This window comes from Pseudomonas sp. VD-NE ins, assembly GCF_031882575.1.
GTDB lineage: Bacteria > Pseudomonadota > Gammaproteobacteria > Pseudomonadales > Pseudomonadaceae > Aquipseudomonas > Aquipseudomonas fluorescens_BZ.
Genome location: NZ_CP134772.1, coordinates 6,639,475 through 6,661,496, shown reverse-complemented (window position 1 = coordinate 6,661,496; position 22,022 = coordinate 6,639,475). Strand labels below are relative to the sequence as shown.

Annotated in this window: 18 protein-coding genes; 10 read left to right on the top strand and 8 right to left on the bottom strand. The window is 58.1% G+C overall.

Translation table 11 applies throughout. From position 1 onward, the window contains the following. Nucleotides 1-64: 64 nt before the first annotated feature. Together RMV17_RS29865 and RMV17_RS29860 are read right to left on the bottom strand one after the other, a co-directional pair. The gene (locus RMV17_RS29865) at nucleotides 65-952 is read right to left on the bottom strand and encodes a lysophospholipid acyltransferase (protein ID WP_008084359.1); all 888 of its coding nucleotides are present in this window, start codon (nucleotides 950-952) and stop codon (nucleotides 65-67) included. Between the two features lie 40 nt (nucleotides 953-992). Beyond that, nucleotides 993-1,550, bottom strand: a complete 558-nt coding sequence (locus RMV17_RS29860; protein ID WP_311884573.1) for a DNA-3-methyladenine glycosylase I — start codon at nucleotides 1,548-1,550, stop codon at nucleotides 993-995. A gap of 81 nt (nucleotides 1,551-1,631) precedes the next feature. Here RMV17_RS29860 and glyQ point away from each other — a divergent pair, with 81 nt between their 5' ends. The 4 genes from glyQ to RMV17_RS29840 all read left to right on the top strand — a co-directional run bounded on the left by glyQ (nucleotide 1,632) and on the right by RMV17_RS29840 (nucleotide 6,043). Beyond that, complete coding sequence (glyQ, locus tag RMV17_RS29855) at nucleotides 1,632-2,585, top strand: glycine--tRNA ligase subunit alpha (RefSeq protein WP_034152298.1); 954 nt, start codon at nucleotides 1,632-1,634, stop codon at nucleotides 2,583-2,585. Further along, nucleotides 2,582-4,636, top strand: coding sequence for a glycine--tRNA ligase subunit beta (gene glyS / locus RMV17_RS29850; protein ID WP_311884570.1), 2,055 nt, complete (start codon nucleotides 2,582-2,584; stop codon nucleotides 4,634-4,636). Before glyQ ends, glyS begins: the two co-directional genes overlap by 4 nt. Nucleotides 4,637-4,640: 4 nt before the next feature. After that, nucleotides 4,641-5,180 carry a D-glycero-beta-D-manno-heptose 1,7-bisphosphate 7-phosphatase gene (gene gmhB, locus RMV17_RS29845; protein WP_311884568.1) on the top strand — a complete coding sequence of 180 codons (540 nt, stop codon included), beginning with the start codon at nucleotides 4,641-4,643 and terminating at the stop codon, nucleotides 5,178-5,180. Nucleotides 5,181-5,263: 83 nt separating this feature from the next. After that, complete coding sequence (locus RMV17_RS29840) at nucleotides 5,264-6,043, top strand: lysophospholipid acyltransferase family protein (protein WP_108224905.1); 780 nt, start codon at nucleotides 5,264-5,266, stop codon at nucleotides 6,041-6,043. A gap of 168 nt (nucleotides 6,044-6,211) precedes the next feature. On the opposite strand, the gene RMV17_RS29835 is transcribed toward RMV17_RS29840, so the two are convergent. Beyond that, on the bottom strand, nucleotides 6,212-7,744 hold the full coding sequence (locus RMV17_RS29835) for an ATP-binding protein (RefSeq protein WP_311884566.1): 1,533 nt from the start codon (nucleotides 7,742-7,744) through the stop codon (nucleotides 6,212-6,214). A gap of 169 nt (nucleotides 7,745-7,913) precedes the next feature. Between RMV17_RS29835 and RMV17_RS29830 the strand changes: the two genes are divergently transcribed. Beyond that, a complete protein-coding gene (locus tag RMV17_RS29830) occupies nucleotides 7,914-8,633 on the top strand; it encodes a response regulator transcription factor (RefSeq protein WP_034152192.1) in 720 nt (239 codons plus the stop codon). A gap of 134 nt (nucleotides 8,634-8,767) precedes the next feature. Here RMV17_RS29830 and gyrB read toward each other — a convergent pair whose 3' ends face one another. Genes gyrB through dnaA form a run of 4 tightly spaced genes read right to left on the bottom strand, consistent with a single transcriptional unit; the run spans nucleotide 8,768 to nucleotide 14,981 of the window. Beyond that, nucleotides 8,768-11,185 (bottom strand): DNA topoisomerase (ATP-hydrolyzing) subunit B, encoded by a 2,418-nt coding sequence (gene gyrB / locus RMV17_RS29825; RefSeq protein WP_007911885.1) that lies wholly within the window; start codon nucleotides 11,183-11,185, stop codon nucleotides 8,768-8,770. Between the two features lie 5 nt (nucleotides 11,186-11,190). Beyond that, nucleotides 11,191-12,294, bottom strand: coding sequence for a DNA replication/repair protein RecF (gene recF, locus RMV17_RS29820; protein ID WP_003220208.1), 1,104 nt, complete (start codon nucleotides 12,292-12,294; stop codon nucleotides 11,191-11,193). A gap of 14 nt (nucleotides 12,295-12,308) precedes the next feature. Continuing rightward, nucleotides 12,309-13,412 (bottom strand): DNA polymerase III subunit beta, encoded by a 1,104-nt coding sequence (dnaN, locus tag RMV17_RS29815; RefSeq protein WP_007911887.1) that lies wholly within the window; start codon nucleotides 13,410-13,412, stop codon nucleotides 12,309-12,311. A 39-nt stretch (nucleotides 13,413-13,451) separates the two neighbouring features. Continuing rightward, nucleotides 13,452-14,981 (bottom strand): chromosomal replication initiator protein DnaA, encoded by a 1,530-nt coding sequence (gene dnaA / locus RMV17_RS29810; RefSeq protein ID WP_034152191.1) that lies wholly within the window; start codon nucleotides 14,979-14,981, stop codon nucleotides 13,452-13,454. Nucleotides 14,982-15,547: 566 nt separating this feature from the next. Between dnaA and rpmH the strand changes: the two genes are divergently transcribed. The 5 genes from rpmH to mnmE all read left to right on the top strand — a co-directional run bounded on the left by rpmH (nucleotide 15,548) and on the right by mnmE (nucleotide 19,470). Continuing rightward, the gene (gene rpmH / locus RMV17_RS29805; protein WP_003213577.1) at nucleotides 15,548-15,682 is read left to right on the top strand and encodes a 50S ribosomal protein L34; all 135 of its coding nucleotides are present in this window, start codon (nucleotides 15,548-15,550) and stop codon (nucleotides 15,680-15,682) included. 16 nt (nucleotides 15,683-15,698) lie between these two features. Then, complete coding sequence (gene rnpA, locus RMV17_RS29800; protein WP_016984072.1) at nucleotides 15,699-16,100, top strand: ribonuclease P protein component; 402 nt, start codon at nucleotides 15,699-15,701, stop codon at nucleotides 16,098-16,100. Continuing rightward, nucleotides 16,093-16,338: a membrane protein insertion efficiency factor YidD gene (gene yidD / locus RMV17_RS29795; RefSeq protein ID WP_080761984.1), complete on the top strand. Its 246-nt coding sequence runs from the start codon at nucleotides 16,093-16,095 to the stop codon at nucleotides 16,336-16,338. Before rnpA ends, yidD begins: the two co-directional genes overlap by 8 nt. 2 nt (nucleotides 16,339-16,340) lie before the next feature. Then, a complete protein-coding gene (yidC, locus tag RMV17_RS29790) occupies nucleotides 16,341-18,020 on the top strand; it encodes a membrane protein insertase YidC (RefSeq protein WP_034152190.1) in 1,680 nt (559 codons plus the stop codon). 79 nt (nucleotides 18,021-18,099) lie between these two features. After that, nucleotides 18,100-19,470 (top strand): tRNA uridine-5-carboxymethylaminomethyl(34) synthesis GTPase MnmE, encoded by a 1,371-nt coding sequence (mnmE, locus tag RMV17_RS29785; protein WP_034152189.1) that lies wholly within the window; start codon nucleotides 18,100-18,102, stop codon nucleotides 19,468-19,470. A gap of 43 nt (nucleotides 19,471-19,513) precedes the next feature. Here mnmE and RMV17_RS29780 read toward each other — a convergent pair whose 3' ends face one another. After that, a complete protein-coding gene (locus RMV17_RS29780; RefSeq protein WP_311884559.1) occupies nucleotides 19,514-21,949 on the bottom strand; it encodes a TonB-dependent siderophore receptor in 2,436 nt (811 codons plus the stop codon). Nucleotides 21,950-22,022 lie beyond the last annotated feature (73 nt).

Sequence of the window (22,022 nt, the reverse complement as noted above, 5' to 3'; positions counted from 1 at the left end):
CCCTTTGATGAACGGTTGTGGATAACCTCGCCAGTGAGGTTATCCACAGATCATGCCAATCAGCTCAGTACCAGCGCTCTTCGCCCGGTGGACGCTTCTTGAAGCGTTTCATGCTCCACATGTACTGGCTTGGATAAGCGGCTACGTAGCGCTCGACTACTTTGCTCATGGCAGCGCAGGATTCGGCGGTATCGGTGCTGTACATGGCTTCGGGCGCGGCTTCGAGGATGACTTTATAGCCAGAGCCGTCGGGCAGGCGCAGTGCATGCAGGAACACGCCGACGGCTTTGCCGCCAGCCAACATATTCGGCACGAATTTGCTGGTCAGCGCCTGCGTGGCGAAGAATGGCACGAAGATCCCGGCGGATTCGGCCGGTTCCGGGTCAGCGGGAATGCCCACTGCACCACCTTTGCGCACTTCCTTGATGACGCTGAGAATGCCTTCCTTAGTGGAAGCAGCGACTTTGTTGCCCAGTTGCACACGCTGTTTGCGCAGCAATTCATCCACAGCCTTAAGCTTCGGCGGGCGATAGAAAATGATCGGTTTGCACTGGCTGCAATAGAAGTGGTTGAGCACTTCCCAATTGCCCAAGTGGCTGGTGATGCCGACCACGCCTTTGCCCGAGGCCAGTGCGTCTTTCAGCACATCGAGACCTTCGACTTCGCGCACCAAGTCAATCGAGCGTTGCGCCGGCCAGATCCACGCGCAGGCGCTTTCAGTCAGCGACTTGCCGATGTCTTTCAGGCTCTGGCCGACCAGACGTTCCCGTTCGGCCGGGTCCATCTGTGGAAAACACTTGGCGAGGTTGATCCGCACCACGTCGCGGGAGCGGTTGGGGGTTTTCCACATGATCCAGCCGATCGCCGAACCCACGGCCTGCACGGCCCGCCATGGCAGCAGGGCAAACAGCCGCAGAGCGCCTACCAGCAAGGCGCCTTTAAACTTTTCCACAGGTCACTCCTGATCTTGTGCTGTGCGCGAGGCGGCCATTCTAACCGCCGTTGGCGAGCTGCGCGTAGCGGTCGCAATCCTGAGTGTGATCCATGACCATGCCCGAGGCCTGCATCAGCGCGTAGCAAATGGTCGGGCCGACGAACGTGAACCCGGCCTTTTTCAGGCCTTTGCTCATCGCTAGCGCTTCGGGGGTGATCGCCGGGACTTCGCTGCGATTCTTGAAATGATTGATGATCGGTTGGTCGTTGACGAACGACCAGAGGAAGGCCACCGGATCCTCCAGCGCCAGCCAGGCCTGGGCATTCCGGCGGGCGGCGTTGAGTTTGAGGCGGTTGCGGATGATTCCCGGATCGAGCATCAGTTCGTCGATTTCGGCGTCGCTCATCTGCGCAACGCGCTGTACGTCGAAGCCGAACAGCACCTCGCGATAACGCTCGCGCTTGCGCAGCACGGTGATCCAGGAAAGCCCGGCCTGGAACCCTTCGAGCAAAAGCAACTCGAACAAACCCTGCGCATCGCGTAGCGGCGTGCCCCACTCCTGGTCGTGATAAGCCATGTATAGCGGATCTTCGGTACACCAAAAGCAGCGTGGCATAAGGCTCCAGGGGGCGTGCGCAGCAATGAATCGGGTATACTCCCGCTCTTTAAATCGCAGCCCAAGAAACAGGTGAATTTCGTGAGCCAGCCTACGCCAGCCGTGCGTACCTTCCAAGACTTGATCCTCGCGCTCCAGCAATACTGGGCCGAGCAAGGTTGCGTGGTACTTCAGCCCTACGATATGGAAGTAGGCGCCGGCACTTTCCACACCGCGACCTTCCTCCGCGCCATCGGCCCGGAAACCTGGAACGCCGCCTACGTGCAGCCAAGCCGCCGTCCGACTGACGGCCGTTACGGCGAAAACCCGAACCGTCTGCAGCACTACTATCAGTTCCAGGTCGTCCTGAAGCCGAACCCGGACAACTTCCAGGAACTGTACCTGGGCTCGCTCAAGCATGTCGGCCTGGACCCGCTGGTCCACGACATTCGCTTTGTCGAAGACAACTGGGAATCGCCGACCCTCGGCGCCTGGGGTCTGGGCTGGGAAGTCTGGCTGAACGGCATGGAAGTGACTCAATTCACTTACTTCCAGCAGGCGGGCGGCATCGAGTGCTACCCGGTGACCGGCGAGATCACTTACGGTCTCGAGCGTCTGGCCATGTACCTGCAAGGCGTGGATTCGGTCTACGACCTGGTCTGGGCTGACGGCCCGATGGGCAAAGTCACCTACGGCGACGTGTTCCACCAGAATGAAGTGGAGCAGTCCACTTACAACTTCGAACACGCCAACGTCGACAAACTGTTCGAGCTGTTCGACTTCTATGAAGGCGAAGCCAAGCGTCTGATCGAACTAGACCAGCCGCTGCCGTTGCCGAGCTACGAAATGGTGTTGAAGGCGTCGCACACCTTCAACCTGCTGGATGCGCGCCGGGCGATCTCGGTGACCGCGCGTCAGCAATACATTCTGCGCGTACGCACCTTGGCGCGTTCCGTTGCGCAAGCCTACCTGCTGGCACGCGCCAAGCTGGGCTTCCCGATGGCGACCCCGGACCTGCGTGACGAAGTACTGGCCAAGCTGGAGGCAGCACAATGAGTGCGCAAGATTTTCTGGTTGAACTGGGCACCGAAGAACTGCCACCGAAAGCCCTGAACACCTTGGCTGACGCGTTCCTCGCCGGTATCGACAAAGGCCTGCAAGCCGCTGGCCTGAGCTACGAGACTAAAACCGTCTACGCCGCACCGCGTCGTCTGGCTGTGCTGATCACCGCGCTGGCGACCCAGCAACCGGATCGCAGCATCAACCTCGACGGCCCGCCACGTCAGGCGGCGTTCGACGCTGACGGTAACCCGACTCAAGCAGCACTGGGCTTTGCCAAAAAGTGCGGCGTTGATTTGAGCGAAATCGATCAGAGCGGCCCGAAACTGCGTTACAGCCAGAGCATCGCCGGCAAGCCGACCGCGAGCCTGCTGCCGACCATCGTCGAAGACTCGCTGAACGACCTGCCGATCCCGAAACGCATGCGTTGGGGTGCGCGCAAGGAAGAGTTCGTGCGTCCGACCCAATGGCTGGTGATGCTGCTCGGTGACCAGGTCATCGATTGCACCATCCTCGCGCAAAAGGCTGGCCGTGACTCCCGTGGTCACCGCTTCCATCACCCGCAAAGCGTGCGCATCGGTTCGCCGTCGAGCTACCTCGCCGACCTGCGTGCCGCTTATGTGCTGGCCGACGCCAATGAGCGTCGCGAGATCATCAGCAAGCGCACCGAAGAACTGGCCACCCGTCAGGAAGGCACGGCAATCGTTCCACCGGCACTGCTCGACGAAGTGACCGCGCTGGTTGAATGGCCGGTGCCGCTGGTGTGCTCGTTCGAGGAACGTTTCCTCGACGTGCCGCAAGAAGCGCTGATCACCACCATGCAGGACAACCAGAAGTACTTCTGCCTGCTGGATGCCTACGGCAAGTTGCTGCCACGTTTCATCACTGTGGCCAACATCGAAAGCAAAGATCCGCAGCAGATCATCGCCGGTAACGAGAAAGTGGTTCGCCCACGTCTGACCGACGCCGAGTTCTTCTTCAAGCAGGACAAGAAGCAGAAGCTCGAAGCTTTCAATGATCGCCTGAAGAACGTGGTGTTCCAGGAAAAACTCGGCAGCGTCTACGACAAGGCCGAGCGTGTTTCCAAACTGGCTGCGTACATCGCCGCACGCATTGGCGGCAACGCCTCTTGGGCTGCGCGCGCAGGCCTGCTGTCGAAGTGCGACCTGGCCACTGAAATGGTTGGCGAGTTCCCGGAGATGCAAGGTGTCGCCGGTTATTACTACGCCCTCAATGACGGTGAGCCGGAAGACGTCGCGCTGGCGCTCAACGAGCAATACATGCCACGTGGTGCCGGTGCAGAACTGCCAGCCACCCTGACCGGTGCAGCCGTTGCGATCGCTGACAAGCTCGACACCCTGGTCGGTATCTTCGGTATCGGCATGCTGCCAACCGGCAGCAAAGACCCGTATGCCCTGCGCCGTGCGGCACTCGGCGTGCTGCGCATCCTGATCGAGAAGAAACTTGATCTGGACCTGAACGACGCCGTGGCTTTCGCCGTGGCTGCATTCGGTGCCAAGGTCAAGGCTGCCGGGCTCAACGAGTCCGTGCTGGAATTCATCTTCGACCGTTTGCGTGCGCGTTACGAAGACGAAGGCGTTGAAGTCGCCACTTACCTGTCGGTACGTGCCCTGAAGCCGGGTTCGGCGCTGGACTTCGACCAGCGTGTGCAAGCGGTGCAGGCCTTCCGCAAACTGCCGGAAGCGGCAGCGCTGGCGGCGGTGAACAAGCGTGTATCGAACCTGTTGAGCAAACTCGAAGGCGCGGTACCGACCGAGGTGCAAGCCAAGTACTTCGACAACGCCAACGAGTTCTCGCTGTACTCGGCGATCCAGCAAGCGGATCAAGCAGTGCAGCCAATGGCCGCAGCGCGTCAGTACAACGAATCGCTGGCACGCCTGGCGGCATTGCGTGAGCCGGTGGATGCGTTCTTCGACGCGGTGATGGTCAATGCCGACGACGCCAATGTGCGGGCCAACCGTTACGCGCTGCTGGCGCGTCTGCGTGGTCTGTTCCTCGGTGTTGCCGACATTTCGCTGCTGGGTTGAGGGATTGCTGTTGAAACTGCTGATTCTCGATCGGGACGGAGTGATCAATTACGACTCCGACGCTTACATCAAGTCAGTGGCGGAGTGGATTCCGTTGCCCGGCTCGATCGAGGCGATTGCGCAGTTGAGCAAGGCCGGCTGGACGGTGGCGGTGGCTACCAACCAGTCGGGCATTGCTCGCGGTTACTACGACCTCGACACCCTCGATGCCATGCACGCACGCTTGCGCGAACTGGTAGCGGAGCAGGGCGGTGAAGTCGGGCTGATCGTGTATTGCCCGCATGGGCCGGACGAGGGCTGCGATTGCCGCAAGCCGAAACCGGGGATGTTGAAAACCATCGCGGCGCATTACAACGTCGACCTGGCCAATGTCTGGTTCGTCGGCGACAGCCTTGGTGACCTGGAGGCCGCCAAAGCCGTCGATTCACAGCCAGTTTTGGTAAAGACCGGAAAAGGCGAAAAGACTCAGGGCAAAACCCTGCCGGTTGGCACTCTGATTTTTGACGATCTGGCGGCGATTGCCGCAGAACTTATCCACAACTAGAGTACTTCTGAAGTTCCTGACCAGGGATTGATCGGGAGTGCGCTTGAACACTCGGGCATTGCCCCGTAACGGTAAACGTCACTATGTCGATACTGCGGGCCATCAGGATTTTTCTCTTTTACCTGCTGCTGGGCACCACCTCTCTGCTGTGGTGCAGCTTGAGTTTTTTTATCGCGCCGTTTTTGCCATTCAAGGCGCGTTATCGTTTTATCAACGTGTACTGGTGCCGCTGTGCCTTGTGGTTGACCAAGGTGTTTCTCGGTATCCGCTACGAAATCAAAGGTGCGGAAAACGTGCCTGACCGGCCCTGCGTGATTCAGTCGAACCACCAGAGCACCTGGGAGACGTTCTTTCTCTCCGCTTATTTCTCGCCGTTGAGCCAGGTGCTCAAGCGCGAACTGCTGTATGTACCGTTCTTCGGCTGGGCGATGGCCATGTTGCGGCCGATTGCAATTGATCGCGACAACCCGAAAGCTGCTTTGAAACAAGTCGCGGCCAAAGGCGATGAACTGCTCAAGGACAACGTCTGGGTGCTGATCTTCCCGGAAGGTACACGCGTTCCTTACGGCACTGTCGGCAAGTTCTCCCGCAGTGGTAGCGCTTTGGCGGTGAATGCGGCGCTTCCGGTGCTACCGATTGCACACAATGCTGGCAAGTTCTGGCCGAAAATCGGTTGGGGCAAGAAGTCCGGCGTGATCACCGTAGTCATCGGCGAGCCGATGTACGCCGAAGGCACTGGCCCTCGCGCCGTCGCTGAGTTGAACGACCGGGTACAAGCCTGGAACGAGAAGACTCAGCGTGAAATGGGCTCGCTGCCACAGGCGCCGCAGGCACCGGCGGCAAATGATCAGATCGCTGTCTGAATTTTTGTGGATAACCTGTGTACGGTTTTGTTGAAAAGGCTTGAATACTCTAATTAAGTGATTGATTTACTTATATATTTCTCAAGCTCATAAAACACCGTAAAAGGTGCATAAGTTTTTTTCGGAAGTAAAAAAACCGGCTGATATAGCCGGTTTTTTTGTGCATGATCAGTCTGGGACTAGCGGTAACTCAAGCAGGAAGGTGGTGCCTTGATCAACCACGCTGCGGCATTCGATTTTGCCGCCGTGGTGATCGACTACCGCTTTGACCATCGACAAGCCTAGGCCCACGCCGTCGATGCCCTGCGCGGAAGAAAAACGTCGGTATTGGCTGAACAGGTCGGGCAATTCATCGGCGGCGATGCCCTTGCCTTGATCGATCAATTCACAGTGCAACCATTCCTCGCGGCAACAGACGCGCAGGGTAATAGTGGTATCTGCCGGGCTGTACTTGATCGCGTTCTCCAGCAGGTTGAACAGCGCGCGGGTCAGCAAGCCTTGGTCGGCATTGATCAGACGCTCCTGCGACTCTTCATCCATGTCATGCAGCAGCTCGATACGTTTCTGCTGGGCGATGGGCAACGCTTGATCCAGCACATCCAGTACCAGCATCGCGAACAGCGTCGGCTGAAATTGGTAAGCCTCGGATTCGGCCCGCGCCAGCAGAACAAATCCGTCAGTCAGATCCAGCGCGCGACGTACCTGGCGTTCGATTTGTTCGAACAACGGCGCATCGGCCCCGGCCTGATGGCGATGCACATCCAGCAAAGCGAGGATCGCCGAATGCGGGGCACGCAGGTCGTGGGAAAGAAAACGCAGCAATACCCCGCGCTGTTCCTCGGCGGCACGTTCGGCGCTGAGATCGGTGAGGCTGAGCAGCCAGCCAATCGGCGTGTCTCCGTCCACCGGCAGCAGGGCGGCACGTTCCAGGCGCAGGCTGCGTTCCTTGTGATCGCGGAACTCCAACAGCGGTATGGCCGACAGTGACGGCCGCAACTCTGTGGACAACTCCGGGTAACCCAGGCTGGCCAGCTGATCGAGGACGTCGTCCCCCACCAGGTTGTGATCGAATAGCTGGCGAGCCTTGCGATTGCCCAGCAGGATCTGGCCCTTGGGATCGCTGATCAGTGTGGCGACGGGCAAGTACTCCAGACCGTCTGCAATAAAGCGCCGGGTATCGCGGGTACGGCTCATGGCTTGTTCGAGCGCCATGATCTGGCCCTGCAAACGATCAGCGCCGGTGAATTGCGAACGACGGCGCTCGGGAAAAACTTTCGGCTCGCTGTCTAACCGGGCCAACTCCCAACCGAAATAGGTCAGCACCACACTCAGGCGCCGCCAGTTCCAGATCAGGTAACCGAACAACATCCCCAGCACTGCTGGCGTCGGCGACCACCAACGGCGTATTTCCGCTAAGCCTGCACTGGCCAGCAGCGCGCACGCCATGCCGATCAATGTGACCCAGAGCGCCCAGCGCGGACGCCACAACAGCAGGCCAAGACTGCCGGCCACCAAGGCGACCGACAACAAGGCGCCCATGGCGGGAGATGCATCGTGCAAATTGACCTGCGCGCGATAAGACAACAGCGCAGTCAGCGGCAACAGCACTAGACTTATCCACAACCACTCGCGCACCAACTGGCGAAACAATCGCTGCACCTGGCTCGGTTCACGGCTTTCACGCCGACGCTGGTTGTTCATGGGGAAAAAGGGCAGGGCAGTGTGAATGGTTTCATGGGCCACAGGTCTGAGACGTAGACCCGAAGAATCATAGCGGACGTCGACCAACGGCGGGCCGCTTACTTTCAAGGTGATGACCAAGCGACTATGGTTGACGCCCAACTGCCCAAGCAACAAGGAACCACCGCGTATGCGCGTTGCGATACTGGACGACGAACCCGCCGAACTGCGCCGGGTCGAGCAAACCCTGCAGCAAATGGCCGACGCCGGCGAACAGCCGTGGTCGCTGCACAGCTTCGAGCGTGGTGAAGACCTGCTGCGACAGCTACGCCGGGAAACCTTCGACCTGCTGATCCTCGACTGGCAACTGCCCGACCTCACGGGTCTGGCCCTGTTGCGCTGGACCCGCGAACACATGGAAGCGCCTCCGGCCGCGATCATGCTCACCAGTCGCGATGGCGAGAGCGATATCGTTCAGGCGTTGAATGCCGGGGCCGATGATTACGTGAGCAAGCCGTTTCGGCCGAATGAGTTGAAGGCGCGGGTGGCGGCGGTGCTGCGTCGGCATAGCCAGCAACGCGCGGCTGCGACGGAAGTGCTGAGCTTTAATGATCTGACGTTTGATGATGCCGAACTGACTGTCACTCGCGAGGGAAAGCCGATTGTCATGACTGAGCGCGAGTATCGACTGGCGCGGTGTTTGTTCAGCAATCTGGGTCGACCGTTGTCGCGGGATTATCTGTATGAACGGTTTTGGCCGCATGAGGAGATGGCTTCGTCGCGGCCGTTGGATACGCATATCTATCGGCTACGTAACAAGCTGGGGCTGACGGCGGATCGGGGTTGGCAGTTGCTGACGATTTATGGGTATGGGTATCGGTTGGAGAGTGTGTCTGCAGCATCCGAGTAAAAAGAGCAAAAGATCGCAGCCTACGGCAGCTCCTACACCAATCTCTGTAGGAGCTGCCGTAGGCTGCGATCTTTTGATCTGCCAATAAAAAGGCCAACGCAATGCGTTGGCCTTTTGTTTGACGCAAACCGGGATCAGAAATCCAGGTTCGAAACCGCCAGAGCATTGCTCTCGATGAAGTCACGGCGAGGTTCGACCGCATCACCCATCAGGGTGTTGAAGATCTGGTCTGCGCCAATGGCGTCTTCGATGGTGACCTTCAGCATGCGGCGCACGCTTGGGTCCATGGTGGTTTCCCACAGCTGATCCGGGTTCATTTCGCCCAGACCTTTGTATCGCTGGATGGTGTGGCGCTTGGTGCTTTCCGCCATCAGCCAGTCGAGGGCTTCCTTGAACTCGGTGACCGCTTTCTTGCGCTCGCCACGCTGGATGTACGCGCCTTCATCGAGCAGGGTGCTCAGTTGAGCGCCGAGGGTGACGACGGTTTTGTAGTCGTTGCTGCCGAAGAAGTCGCGGTTGAAGGTGACGTAGTTCGACAGGCCGTGGGAGATCAGTTCGACCTCTGGCAGCCAGACGCCACGTTCACGGTCTTCCCGCAGGCTGGCCTTGTAGACCAGACCGGATTTCTCGACGGTGCGCAGGCGCGCTTCGTACTGAGCCAACCACTCTTGCATTGCGGCGTGGTCGCCGAGCTTTTCCAGGCTCACGGCCGGCAAGTAGATGAAGTGCTCGGTCAGTTCCTGCGGGTACAGGCGCGACAGACGCTTGAGGGTCTTCATCACCATGCGGAAGTCGTTCACCAGACGCTCGAGCGCTTCACCGGAAATGCCCGGGGCTTCTTCGTTCAGGTGCAGGCTCGCATCTTCCAGGGCCGACTGCGTCATGTACTCTTCCATGGCGTCGTCGTCTTTGATGTATTGCTCTTGCTTGCCTTTCTTGACCTTGTACAGCGGCGGCTGGGCGATGTAGATATAGCCGCGTTCGATCAGCTCCGGCAACTGACGGAAGAAGAAGGTCAGCAGCAGGGTACGGATGTGCGAACCGTCGACGTCAGCATCGGTCATGATGATGATGTTGTGATAACGCAGCTTGTCGATGTTGTATTCGTCGCGACCGATGCCGCAGCCCAGTGCGGTGATCAGCGTGCCCACTTCCTGGGACGAGATCATCTTGTCGAAGCGTGCTTTCTCGACGTTGAGGATCTTGCCCTTCAACGGCAGGATGGCCTGGGTCTTGCGGTTACGTCCCTGCTTGGCAGAGCCGCCCGCGGAGTCACCTTCCACGAGGTACAGTTCGGAGAGTGCCGGGTCTTTTTCCTGGCAGTCAGCGAGTTTGCCCGGCAGGCCGGCGATGTCCAGCGCGCCTTTGCGGCGGGTCATCTCACGGGCCTTGCGCGCAGCTTCACGGGCACGGGCAGCGTCGATCATCTTGCCGACGACCAGCTTGGCTTCGTTCGGATTTTCCAAAAGGAAGTCGGAGAAGTACTTGCCCATCTCCTGCTCGACTGCGGTCTTCACTTCGGAAGAGACCAGCTTGTCTTTGGTCTGCGAGCTGAACTTCGGATCCGGTACTTTCACCGAGATGATCGCGGTCAGGCCTTCACGGGCATCGTCACCGGTGGTAGCGACTTTGTGCTTCTTCGCCAGACCTTCCTGCTCGATGTAGTTGTTCAGGTTACGCGTCAGTGCCGAACGGAAGCCCACCAAGTGGGTACCACCGTCGCGCTGTGGAATGTTGTTGGTGAAGCACAACAGGTTCTCGTTGAAGCTGTCGTTCCACTGCAGCGCGATTTCCACGCCGATGCCGTCTTCACGCTGGATGTTGAAGTGGAACACCTGGTTGACCGCGGTCTTGTTTGTGTTCAGGTATTCAACGAACGCTCGCAGGCCGCCTTCGTATTTGAACAGCTCTTCCTTGCCGCTGCGCTCGTCCTTGAGGACGATGCCGACACCGGAGTTGAGGAAGGACAGTTCACGAATGCGCTTGGCCAGGATGTCCCAGCTGAAGTGAATGTTCTTGAAGGTTTCGCTGGAAGCCTTGAAGTGGATCTGGGTACCGGTGGTTTCGCTGTCGCCAACGATGGCCATCGGTGCCTGTGGCACGCCGTGGACGTAGGTCTGTTCCCAGATCTTGCCGCTGCGGCGAACGGTCAGTACCAGCTCTTCGGACAGCGCGTTCACTACCGACACACCTACACCGTGCAGACCGCCGGATACTTTGTAGGAGTTATCGTCGAACTTACCGCCAGCGTGGAGGACGGTCATGATGACCTCGGCGGCGGAAACGCCTTCCTCTTTGTGTACGTCTACCGGGATGCCACGGCCGTTGTCTTTAACGGTGATGGACTCATCCGGGTGGATGATGATGCTGATGTCGTCGCAGTGGCCGGCGAGGGCTTCGTCGATCGAGTTGTCGACCACCTCGAACACCATGTGGTGCAGACCGCTGCCATCGTCGGTGTCACCAATGTACATACCGGGACGTTTGCGTACGGCATCCAGGCCTTTCAGCACTTTAATGCTCGTTGAGTCGTACGTATTTTCTTCGCTCAATGCCTTCACTCCCGATGGTCGTGGGTCTGGGTGATACGGCCCTGTTCCACGTGGAACAGAGCGACTGGCGTTTCCGTCTGCCAGCCTTCCCTCAATAATTCGTGATCTACACAAGTGATGAACACTTGGCAGCGTAAGTCTTCCAGCAAGCGGCACAGCGCGCGACGGTGGCTCTCGTCCAGCTCGGACGGCAAGTCATCCACCAGATAAATACACTGACCGCGGCGGGCCTGGCTGACCAGGTGCCCTTGAGCAATCCGCAGTGCACAGACCACCAACTTCTGCTGACCCCGGGACAAAATGTCCGCGGCGTTGTGTGCGCCCAATCTAAGACGCAAATCAGCCCGTTGCGGTCCAGCCTGGGTATGACCCATTTGCTGGTCCCGTTGCACGGAACCGGCCAGTACGGCGCTCAATTCCCGGTCTTTGTCCCAGCCTCGGTAATAGCTGAGCGTCAAACCTTCGAGCTCAACCAGCTCGCTCAAGGTTTGTTCAAAGACTGGTTTCAAGGCTTTGATGTAAGCGCGGCGGTATTCATCGATTTCAGCGCTGGCCTGGCACAGTTCCCTGTCCCAAACCGCTTGCGAAACGGCGTCAAGTGTACCATGCCGCAGCCAGGAGTTTCTCTGGCGCAAGGCCTTCTGCAAACGCTGCCAGGTGGCCATGAAGCGCGGTTCGACGTGGAACACGCCCCAGTCGAGAAACTGCCGGCGAATCTTCGGCGCACCTTCAAGCAGGCGGAAGCTGTCGGGGTTGATCAACTGCAGCGGCAGGATCTCCGCCAACTGTGCAGCGCTACGGGCGTTTTGCCCGTCGATACGGATCTGGAACTCGCCCTGACGATCGCGCGAGATGCCCAATGCGCTATGGCCACCCTCGGCCAATTCGACCTGACCGAACACGGTACAGGCGAGCTGCTCGTACTGGATGACCGGCAACAGCCGAGTGCTACGAAACGAACGGGCAAGCCCCAGCAGATGAATGGCTTCCAGAACACTGGTTTTGCCGCTGCCGTTGGCGCCGTAAAGAATGTTGATGCGGGGGGAGGGGGAGAAGGTCACCGGGTGCAGATTGCGCACCGCGGTGACCGAAACACGACTTAAGGACATCCAGGGTCAGCTGATTACAGACGCATCGGCATGACAACGTAAGCCGAATCGTCGTTGTCGGACTCTTGCACCAGCGCACTGCTGTTGGAGTCGGACAGGATCAGACGAACCTGCTCGGTGGTCATCACGCCCAACACGTCGAGCAAGTAGCTCACGTTGAAGCCGATTTCCAGGGAGCCGCCGTTGTATTCAACGCCGACTTCTTCTTCCGCTTCTTCCTGCTCCGGGTTGTTGGCCTGGATCTTCAACTGACCGCTGGCCAGTTGCAGACGGATACCACGGTACTTCTCGTTGGACAGGATCGCGGTACGGCTGAACGCTTCACGCAGGGCCTGACGATCGCCCAATACCAGCTTGTCGCCGCCCTTCGGCAGAACGCGCTCGTAGTCCGGGAATTTGCCGTCGACCAGTTTCGAGGTGAACGTGAACTCGCCAGTGGTCGCACGGATGTGGTGCTGACCCAATACAATGCTGACGTTGCCGTCCGGCTCGGTGAGCAGACGTGCCAGTTCAAGGATACCTTTGCGCGGCACGATCACCTGATGGCGATCAGGCTGGCCGATATCGGCTTTCATCGAGCACATGGCCAGACGGTGACCGTCGGTAGCCACAGCGCGGATGATGCCTTCGGATACTTCCAGCAGCATACCGTTGAGGTAATAACGCACGTCCTGCTGAGCCATGGCGAAACTGGTACGTTCGATCAGGCGACGCAGTTTGCTTTGCTCGAGGCTGCAGGTCAGCGAGCCAGGACCTTCTTCAACGGTCGGGAAATCGTTGGCCGGCAGCGTCGACAGGGTGAAGCGGCTACGGCCAGCCTTCACGACCAGCTTCTGCTCATCGACCTTGATGTCGATCAGCGCGTCGTTGGGCAGGCTTTTGCAGATATCCATCAACTTGCGCGCAGGCACGGTGATGGAACCTGTTTCAGCCGGCTCTTCAAGTTGCACACGACCGACCAGCTCGACTTCCAGGTCGGTACCGGTCAGCGACAGTTGCTGGCCTTCGACAACCAGCAGCACGTTGGAGAGTACCGGCAAGGTCTGTCGGCGCTCGACAACGCCTGCGACCAGTTGCAGGGGTTTCAACAGGGCTTCGCGTTGAATGGTGAAATGCATGGTCTAGTCCCTTGCCTTAATAAGCTGCGCTGGTGTTCATCAAGTGGTCAGTGTACGCAGCAGGTTCTTGTAGTCCTCGCGGATGTCCGCGTCGGATTCCTTAAGTTCGTTGATCTTGCGGCAGGCGTGCAACACGGTCGTGTGGTCGCGACCGCCAAACACATCGCCGATTTCCGGCAGGCTGTGGTTGGTCAGTTCCTTGGACAAGGCCATGGCCACTTGACGCGGACGCGCCACCGAGCGCGAACGGCGCTTGGACAGCAGATCCGAGATCTTGATCTTGTAGTACTCGGCGACGGTGCGCTGAATGTTATCCACAGAGACCAGTTTGTCTTGCAGCGCCAACAGGTCTTTCAGGGATTCGCGAATCAGCTCGATGGTGATGTCGCGGCCCATGAAGTGCGAGTGGGCGATCACGCGCTTGAGCGCGCCTTCCAGCTCACGGACGTTGGAGCGAATGCGTTGGGCGATGAAGAACGCAGCGTCATGCGGCAACTCGACTTTGGCCTGGTCGGCCTTCTTCATCAAGATCGCCACACGGGTTTCCAGTTCCGGCGGCTCGACGGCAACCGTCAGGCCCCAGCCGAAGCGGGATTTGAGGCGCTCTTCAAGGCCTTCGATTTCTTTCGGGTAGCGGTCACTGGTGAGAATGACCTGCTGGCCACCTTCAAGCAGGGCGTTGAAGGTGTGGAAAAACTCTTCCTGCGAGCGCTCTTTGCGGGCGAAGAACTGAATGTCGTCGATCAACAGGGCATCCACCGAACGGTAGAAACGCTTGAACTCGTTGATTGCGTTCAGCTGCAGTGCCTTGACCATGTCGGCCACGAAACGCTCGGAATGCAGGTACACGACCTTGGCATTCGGGTTCTTCTTTAATAGATGGTTACCCACCGCGTGCATCAAGTGAGTCTTACCCAGACCAACACCACCATAAAGGAAGAGTGGGTTGTAGCCGTGCTTGGGGTTGTCCGCCACTTGCCAGGCCGCCGCGCGGGCGAGCTGGTTGGATTTACCTTCGACGAAGTTTTCAAAGGTGAAGGTGCGGTTCAGGTAACTGGTGTGCTTGAGCGCACCTTCGACCTGCACGGTGCGCTGTTCAGCGCGGACCGGGGCCTGTTGCGAAGCAGCGCCGGACATCGGGTCGAAACTGTCGCGAGACGGCTCATCGCTGACCTCGGGGCTTTTCTGCGTCGAACGCTTGGCTGCCGGTGCTGACGTCTGGGTGGGTGCCGGCGTACTCACAGGCGTGGCATTTGCCTGGGCCTGCTGGGAAACCTGCGCGGCTGCAAGCGGAGCGTTCGGCGCGGCACGCGGAGCGGAACTGCGTTTGCTGCCTATTAATAAGGAAAGCGCAGGCGCCATGCCGTTGCCGTGCTCATCCAGCAGTTCAAGGACGCGGCCCAGGTACTTTTCGTTGACCCAGTCCAGCACAAAACGGTTCGGTGCGTAGACGCGCAACTCGTCGCCTTCGGCTTCGACCTGTAGTGGACGGATCCAGGTGTTGAATTGTTGGGCAGGCAGCTCCTCGCGCAAAAGCTCCACGCACTGCTGCCAAAGTTCCACTGACACGGATATCCCCTAAGTTGAAAGCCGGTGAGGCAAAAACAAGCGGCCATTGTAGCGGCGAGCCGTCCACTTATCCACATGCAGGTTGCCCGGTGACCATGATTTATCAATGCGTTAAATCAGAAAAAGGCGACCAACGGTGTGTGGATAAGCTCTGTGGATAACCGCCCCTAAGGGCACTGGACAACTGGGGGTTGAACTCGGTGGATAACCTGCCTGTGGATAACAGTCCATTCCACGCACAGGTTATCCGACAGCGCAGCACAGGCTGAACACGGTTTTCCACTGTAGTTGTCATTCTCTGTACAGCAGGTAAAACATGGGCTGCTGTCACTTATCCACAGAAGAAGGCGTGTCTAGCTTTTATAAGCTTTACAGAAAAGCTTTAAATAATTCCCTTCTTTATTTTTATGTATGGCGAACAGGTGATCAGGCAAAGAACACCTTGAGATCTATTTATAAGGAAACGTTGGTTGGAAATTGACCTGAAGGCTTGCTTTCTCTAGAATCCCCGGTCTCTTAAAACGGGGGCCATTCCGGCCCGTTGTGGACGAACCAGGTAACACGACATGAAACGTACTTTCCAACCAAGCACTATCAAACGCGCTCGTACCCACGGTTTCCGTGCTCGCATGGCTACCAAGAACGGCCGCGCAGTCCTGTCGCGTCGTCGCGCCAAAGGTCGTGCGCGTCTGGCAGTTTGATAATCCGGTACTGGAGGTGAGTCAGGACTTCAGTCGGGAAAAGCGTCTGCTTACTCCCCGGCATTTCAAGGCAGTCTTTGACTCCCCTACCGGCAAGGTTCCGGGGAAAAATCTCCTGCTCCTTGCACGCAACAACGATCTTGATCACCCCCGTCTCGGGCTGGTTATCGGGAAAAAGAGCGTAAAGCTCTCCGTTGAGCGCAATCGCCTCAAACGTTTGATGCGCGAATCGTTCCGTCTGCACCAGGATTCACTGGTCGGCTGGGATATCGTTATCGTCGCGCGCAAAGGTCTGGGCGATGTAGAAAACCCCGAATTGATTCAGCATTTCGGCAAGCTCTGGAAGCGTCTGGCACGCAGCAAGCCAGTTCCAGAAGTCAAAACCGAAACTGTAGGGGTAGACAGTACCGATGCGTAAACTGGCCCTCGTTCCGATCCAGTTTTATCGCTATGCCATTAGTCCTTTGATGGCCAGTCACTGTCGTTTCTACCCCAGTTGTTCCTGCTACGCGTATGAAGCCATTGAAAATCATGGCCTTCTGCGCGGTGGCTGGCTGGCCTTTCGTCGTTTAGGTCGCTGTCATCCGTGGAATCCCGGTGGTTATGACCCGGTTCCACCTATCCCTACCTCCCGTTCTTCTTCGATGGCCGAGTAATCATGGATATCAAACGCACGATCCTGATCGTCGCCCTGGCAATCGTGGCCTACGTTATGGTCCTTAAATGGAACCAGGACTATGGTCAGGCTGCCCTGCCGACTCAGAATGTTGCTTCCAGTACGACTACATCCGGTTTGCCGGACACCGCCACTGGCAATAATGCTGCCGCCAGTGACGATATTCCGCGCGCCGCTAGCGATACCAGTGCACCTGCCGAAACGCCGGTAGCCGCCAGCAAGGATCTGATCCAGATCAAAACCGACGTGCTCGATCTCGCGATCGATCCACAAGGTGGTGATGTTGCTCAACTGACCTTGCCTTTGTATCCACGTCGTCAGGATCGTCCTGATGTTCCGTTCCAGCTGTTCGATAACGGCGGTGAACGAGTTTATCTGGCACAAAGCGGTCTGATCGGCACCAATGGCCCGGATGCAAATCCGGCCGGTCGTCCGGTCTACTCCTCGGAGAAAAAGACTTATCAACTGGCTGACGGTCAGGACCAACTGGTCGTAGACCTGAAGTTCAGCAAGGACGGCGTCAATTACATCAAGCGTTTCACTCTGAAACGCGGCCTGTATGACGTAGCCGTTTCCTACATTGTGGATAACCAGAGCGCTCAGCCCTGGAATGGCGCAATGTTTGCTCAGTTGAAGCGCGACAACAGCGCTGATCCTTCGTCCACTACTGCTACTGGCACCGCGACTTACCTGGGCGCTGCCCTGTGGACAAGTTCGGAGCCGTACAAGAAAGTGTCCATGAAGGACATGGACAAGGCGCAGCTGAAAGAAACCGTCACCGGTGGTTGGGTAGCCTGGCTGCAGCACTACTTCGTGACCGCGTGGATTCCGGCGAAGGGCGAGAACAATGTCGTCCAGACCCGTAAAGACAGCAAAGGCAACTACATCATCGGTTACACCGGTCCGACATTGACCGCTGCACCGGGTGCCAAAGTTGAAACCAGCGCTGTGCTGTACGCCGGGCCGAAAAGCCAGGCGGTGCTGAAAGAGTTGTCCCCAGGTCTGGAACTGACCGTCGACTACGGCATCCTGTGGTTCATTGCCCAGCCAATCTTCTGGCTGCTGCAACACATCCACGCCATTGTCGGTAACTGGGGCTGGTCGATCATCTTCCTGACCATGCTGATCAAGGGTCTTTTCTTCCCTCTGTCGGCTGCCAGCTACAAATCGATGGCGCGTATGCGTGCCGTTGCGCCGAAACTGGCTGCTCTGAAAGAGCAACATGGCGATGACCGGCAGAAAATGTCGCAGGCCATGATGGAGCTGTACAAGAAAGAGAAGATCAATCCACTGGGCGGCTGCTTGCCGATCCTCGTGCAGATGCCGGTTTTCCTTTCGCTGTACTGGGTTCTGCTGGAAAGCGTGGAAATGCGCCAGGCGCCGTTCATGCTGTGGATCACTGACCTGTCGATCAAGGATCCGTTCTTCATTCTGCCGATCATCATGGGCGCAACCATGTTTATCCAGCAGCAGCTGAACCCGACTCCTCCGGATCCGATGCAGGCGAAGGTCATGAAAATGATGCCAATCATCTTCACCTTCTTCTTCCTGTGGTTCCCGGCGGGTCTGGTGCTGTACTGGGTTGTGAACAACTGCCTGTCCATCACCCAACAGTGGTACATCACGCGTAAGATCGAACGGGCTACCAAAGCAGCCGCTTGATTTACACTGTGGATAACCACTCAAAACGCCCCCTAGTGGGGCGTTTTGCTATCTGTCATTTTTGTCTGGATTCCGGTTAATGAGCGTACCTCGTGAAACCATCGCCGCTGTCGCCACCGCTCAAGGTCGTGGTGGTGTGGGCATCGTCCGTATTTCCGGGCCGCTGGCCAGCGTTGCAGCCAAAGCTATAAGCGGCCGCGAACTGAAACCGCGTTACGCCCATTACGGGCCGTTTTTCAGTGATGACCAGCAAGTGCTCGATGAAGGTCTGGCGCTGTATTTCCCGGGACCGAACTCGTTCACCGGCGAAGATGTGCTGGAACTGCAGGGCCACGGTGGGCCGATCGTTCTGGACATGTTGCTCAAGCGCTGCCTGGAACTGGGCTGCCGTCTGGCGCGTCCGGGTGAATTCAGCGAGCGCGCGTTCCTCAATGACAAACTCGACCTGGCCCAGGCCGAGGCGATTGCCGATCTGATCGAGGCAAGTTCTGCACAGGCTGCGCGTAATGCTCTGCGTTCTCTGCAGGGTGCGTTTTCCCAGCGTGTGCATAACTTGACCGAGCAACTGATCGGTTTGCGTATCTACGTCGAAGCCGCCATCGACTTTCCGGAAGAAGAAATCGACTTCCTCGCCGATGGCCACGTGCTGAGCATGCTCGACAAAGTCCGCGATGAATTATCCACAGTGCTGCGCGAAGCCGGGCAGGGCGCGTTGTTGCGTGATGGCATGACCGTGGTGATTGCCGGGCGTCCGAATGCCGGTAAATCCAGCCTGCTGAATGCGTTGGCCGGTCGTGAAGCGGCGATCGTTACCGAGATTGCCGGTACCACCCGCGATATCCTGCGCGAACATATCCACATTGATGGTATGCCGCTGCACGTTGTCGACACCGCTGGTTTGCGCGATACCGATGATCATGTGGAAAAGATCGGCGTTGAACGCGCGTTGAAAGCCATTGGCGAGGCAGATCGAGTGTTGCTGGTGGTCGATGCAACCGCTCCGGAAGCACTGGATCCGTTTGCCCTGTGGCCTGAATTCCTCGAAACCCGGCCGGATCCGGCCAAAGTTACGTTGATCCGCAACAAGGCCGATCTAACGGGCGAAGCCATTGTTTTGGAAACCAGCGAAGACGGGCATGTGACGATCAGTCTCAGCGCCAAGTCGGCTGGTGAAGGTCTGGATCTGCTGCGCGATCATCTCAAGGCCTGCATGGGTTACGAGCAGACGTCGGAAAGTAGCTTCAGCGCACGTCGCCGACATCTGGAAGCCTTGCGCCACGCCAGTGCGGCGTTGGAACACGGCCGGGCCCAGCTGACCTTGGCTGGCGCTGGAGAGTTGCTCGCCGAAGATTTGCGCCAGGCCCAGCATTCGCTGGGTGAAATCACCGGGGCTTTCAGCTCTGATGATCTGTTGGGACGGATCTTTTCCAGTTTCTGTATCGGCAAATGAAAAAAGGGGCTGTGGACAATTTATCCACAGCCCCTTTTTCGTTTTACCAGTTGTACGAAACCGTACCGAGCAAGGTGCGGTCTTCACCCCAGTAGCAACGGCCGGCATCGTTGCATCCAGATACATATTCCTTGTCGAACAGGTTCTTTGCATTCAGGTCGACGCTCCAGTGCGTATCGATCTGATAACCGATAGCCGCATCTACCAAGGTGACGTCGCCGGCATCCAGCTTCCCGTAGAGAGAAGGCGAGGTGTAAGCGAAGGCACTGTCGAAGTAACGCACACCGCCACCCACATACAAACCTTTCAGATCGCCATCGAGGAAACGGTATTTCGCCCAGACCGAAGCCTGGTTACGCGGCACGCCGGTCATTTGATGGCCTTTGACCAATGACGTCGCGGCATCCTTGGTGATTCGCGCGTCGGTGTAGGTGTAGGCCGCCGTGACGTTGAGGTTCTGGGTCAGGTTGCTGTTGAGTTCCAGTTCCACACCTTTGGAACGGCTTTCACCCACTTGGCGATAGCTCGACGTGGTGGCGTCGAAGTAGGTGTCGTCTTTTTTACGCAGGTCATACACCGATGCAGTGAAGGCGGTGTCCCAACCGATCGGCTCGTACTTCAGGCCCACTTCATATTGGCTGCTGGTGATCGGATCGAGCGGTGCGCCGGCATTGGAAATCTGCTGCACCGGCACGAACGAGGTGGAATAGCTGACATACGGCGTCATGCCGTTGTCGAACTGGTACATCACGCCGCCCTGATAGGTGAATTTCTTATCCTCGGAGCTGATGTCGCTCGACTGGGCCACCTTGTCGCGGAAATCACTGTCGACCCAATCCTGACGGCCGCCGAGCAGGAACAGCCAATGGTCGTACTTGCTCTGGATCTGTGCATAAACCCCTTTCATCTGTTGCTCAAGCAAGGTGTTTTGCACCGCAATCGGCGTGGTCGGGTCGCGCAGGTAAACCGGGTTATACACATCGATCGGCCCGACGATGCCGGCGTTCCAATCCTGATTGAACGAAGTCCGGTCGTAGCTGGCGCCGAGTAGCACGGTATTTTCCAGACCGCCGACCTGAAATTTGCCTTCCAGTTGGTTATCCAGCGAATACACCATCGATTTGTTGAAGCGATCGTAGGCGGTCATGTTCAGACGCGTACCGAACCCAGCGTTGTTGAGGTTGCCTGGCCAGGTTTCGTGGCGGGTGATGCGCGACTGCATGTAGCGCGAGTTCTGGCGGAACTGCCAGTCGTCGTTGAACGAGTGGCTGAACTCGTAACCGCTGCTCCAGGTTTCCCGTTCGAAGGTGTTCCAGTCCGGATCACCGAGCATGGTGCCTTTGAATAACTTGCCGTTGGGGTTGGTCAGCAAAGTCCCGGCGGCCGGTAGGCCAAGTTCCATGTTGGTGTGATCCTTCTGGTAGTTGGCCAGCAGGGTCAGGGTGTTGAAGTCGTCGAAATTCAGGGTCAGCGTTGGCGCGATGTAGATCCGGTCATCCGGGACATGATCGGTCTGGGTGTCGGACTTGCGCCCAAGCATCACCACTCGCCCGAGAACGTTGCCGCTGTCATTGAGTGGCCCGGAGACGTCGACGCCGATCTGCCGGCGATTGTTCGAGCCATAACCCAATTGCACTTCACCTTGCGGTGCCGCGGTCGGGCGTTTGCTCACCAGATTGACCAGACCGCCGGGGGCGTTTTCGCCGTACAGCAGAGAAGACGGGCCGCGGAAAATCTCCACTCGCTCAAGACCGTAAGGCTCGGTGCTGGTGTCATAGCGGTTGCCCTGTACGCGTAGTCCATCGCGCAACAGACCGTAGCCGTAATCGGTGGCGTTGAAACCGCGAATGTAGAACAGGTCCCCGGCGAGGCTGTCGCCGGCGGCGAACGGTGGGGCAAAGATCCCCGGCACGTAGCCGAGTACTTCAGTGAGTGTCTGAGATTTCTGATCTTTCATGCGTTGGACCGTGACGACTGACACGGAACGCGGTGTTTCCGACAACGGCGTACTGGTTTTTGTACCGATTCGGCTGTTCTGCGCCTTGTATCCGACGTCCGCCGCGTAATCCAGATTCATCGGATTGGCCAACTGACCGTTGATGTTGGTCGGGGCCAGCTCCAGTGAATCGCCGTTCGGCAGTGCCTGCAGGATGTAGCTGCCCGGCGCCTGCGGTACGGCTTGCAAACCTGAACCTTGAAGCAGTTGGGCGAACCCCTGATCGACGGTGTAATTGCCGCTCAACCCGGCGCTGCGCAAGCGGCTGGTCTGTTGCGGCGAGAACGACAGAATCACGTTGGCGGCCGAGGCGAACTGGCTCAGCGCATTAGCCAGCGGGCCGGCGGCGATGGCGTAACGCAGGGCTACCGATGCAGCGACGGCGTTATGGCTAATCACCAGGCAGGACGCGGCGCTGGTCATCAGTAAGCTACAGGCAATGCAGTGGTAGGAAAAACGCTGACGAAACGTGGGAAGACGCATGTGTGGATAAGCCCTGAAGGTGACAAAGAGCCGCGTTTATCGCGATTACCTTTAGGGCCGGGTCAGGGCAAAA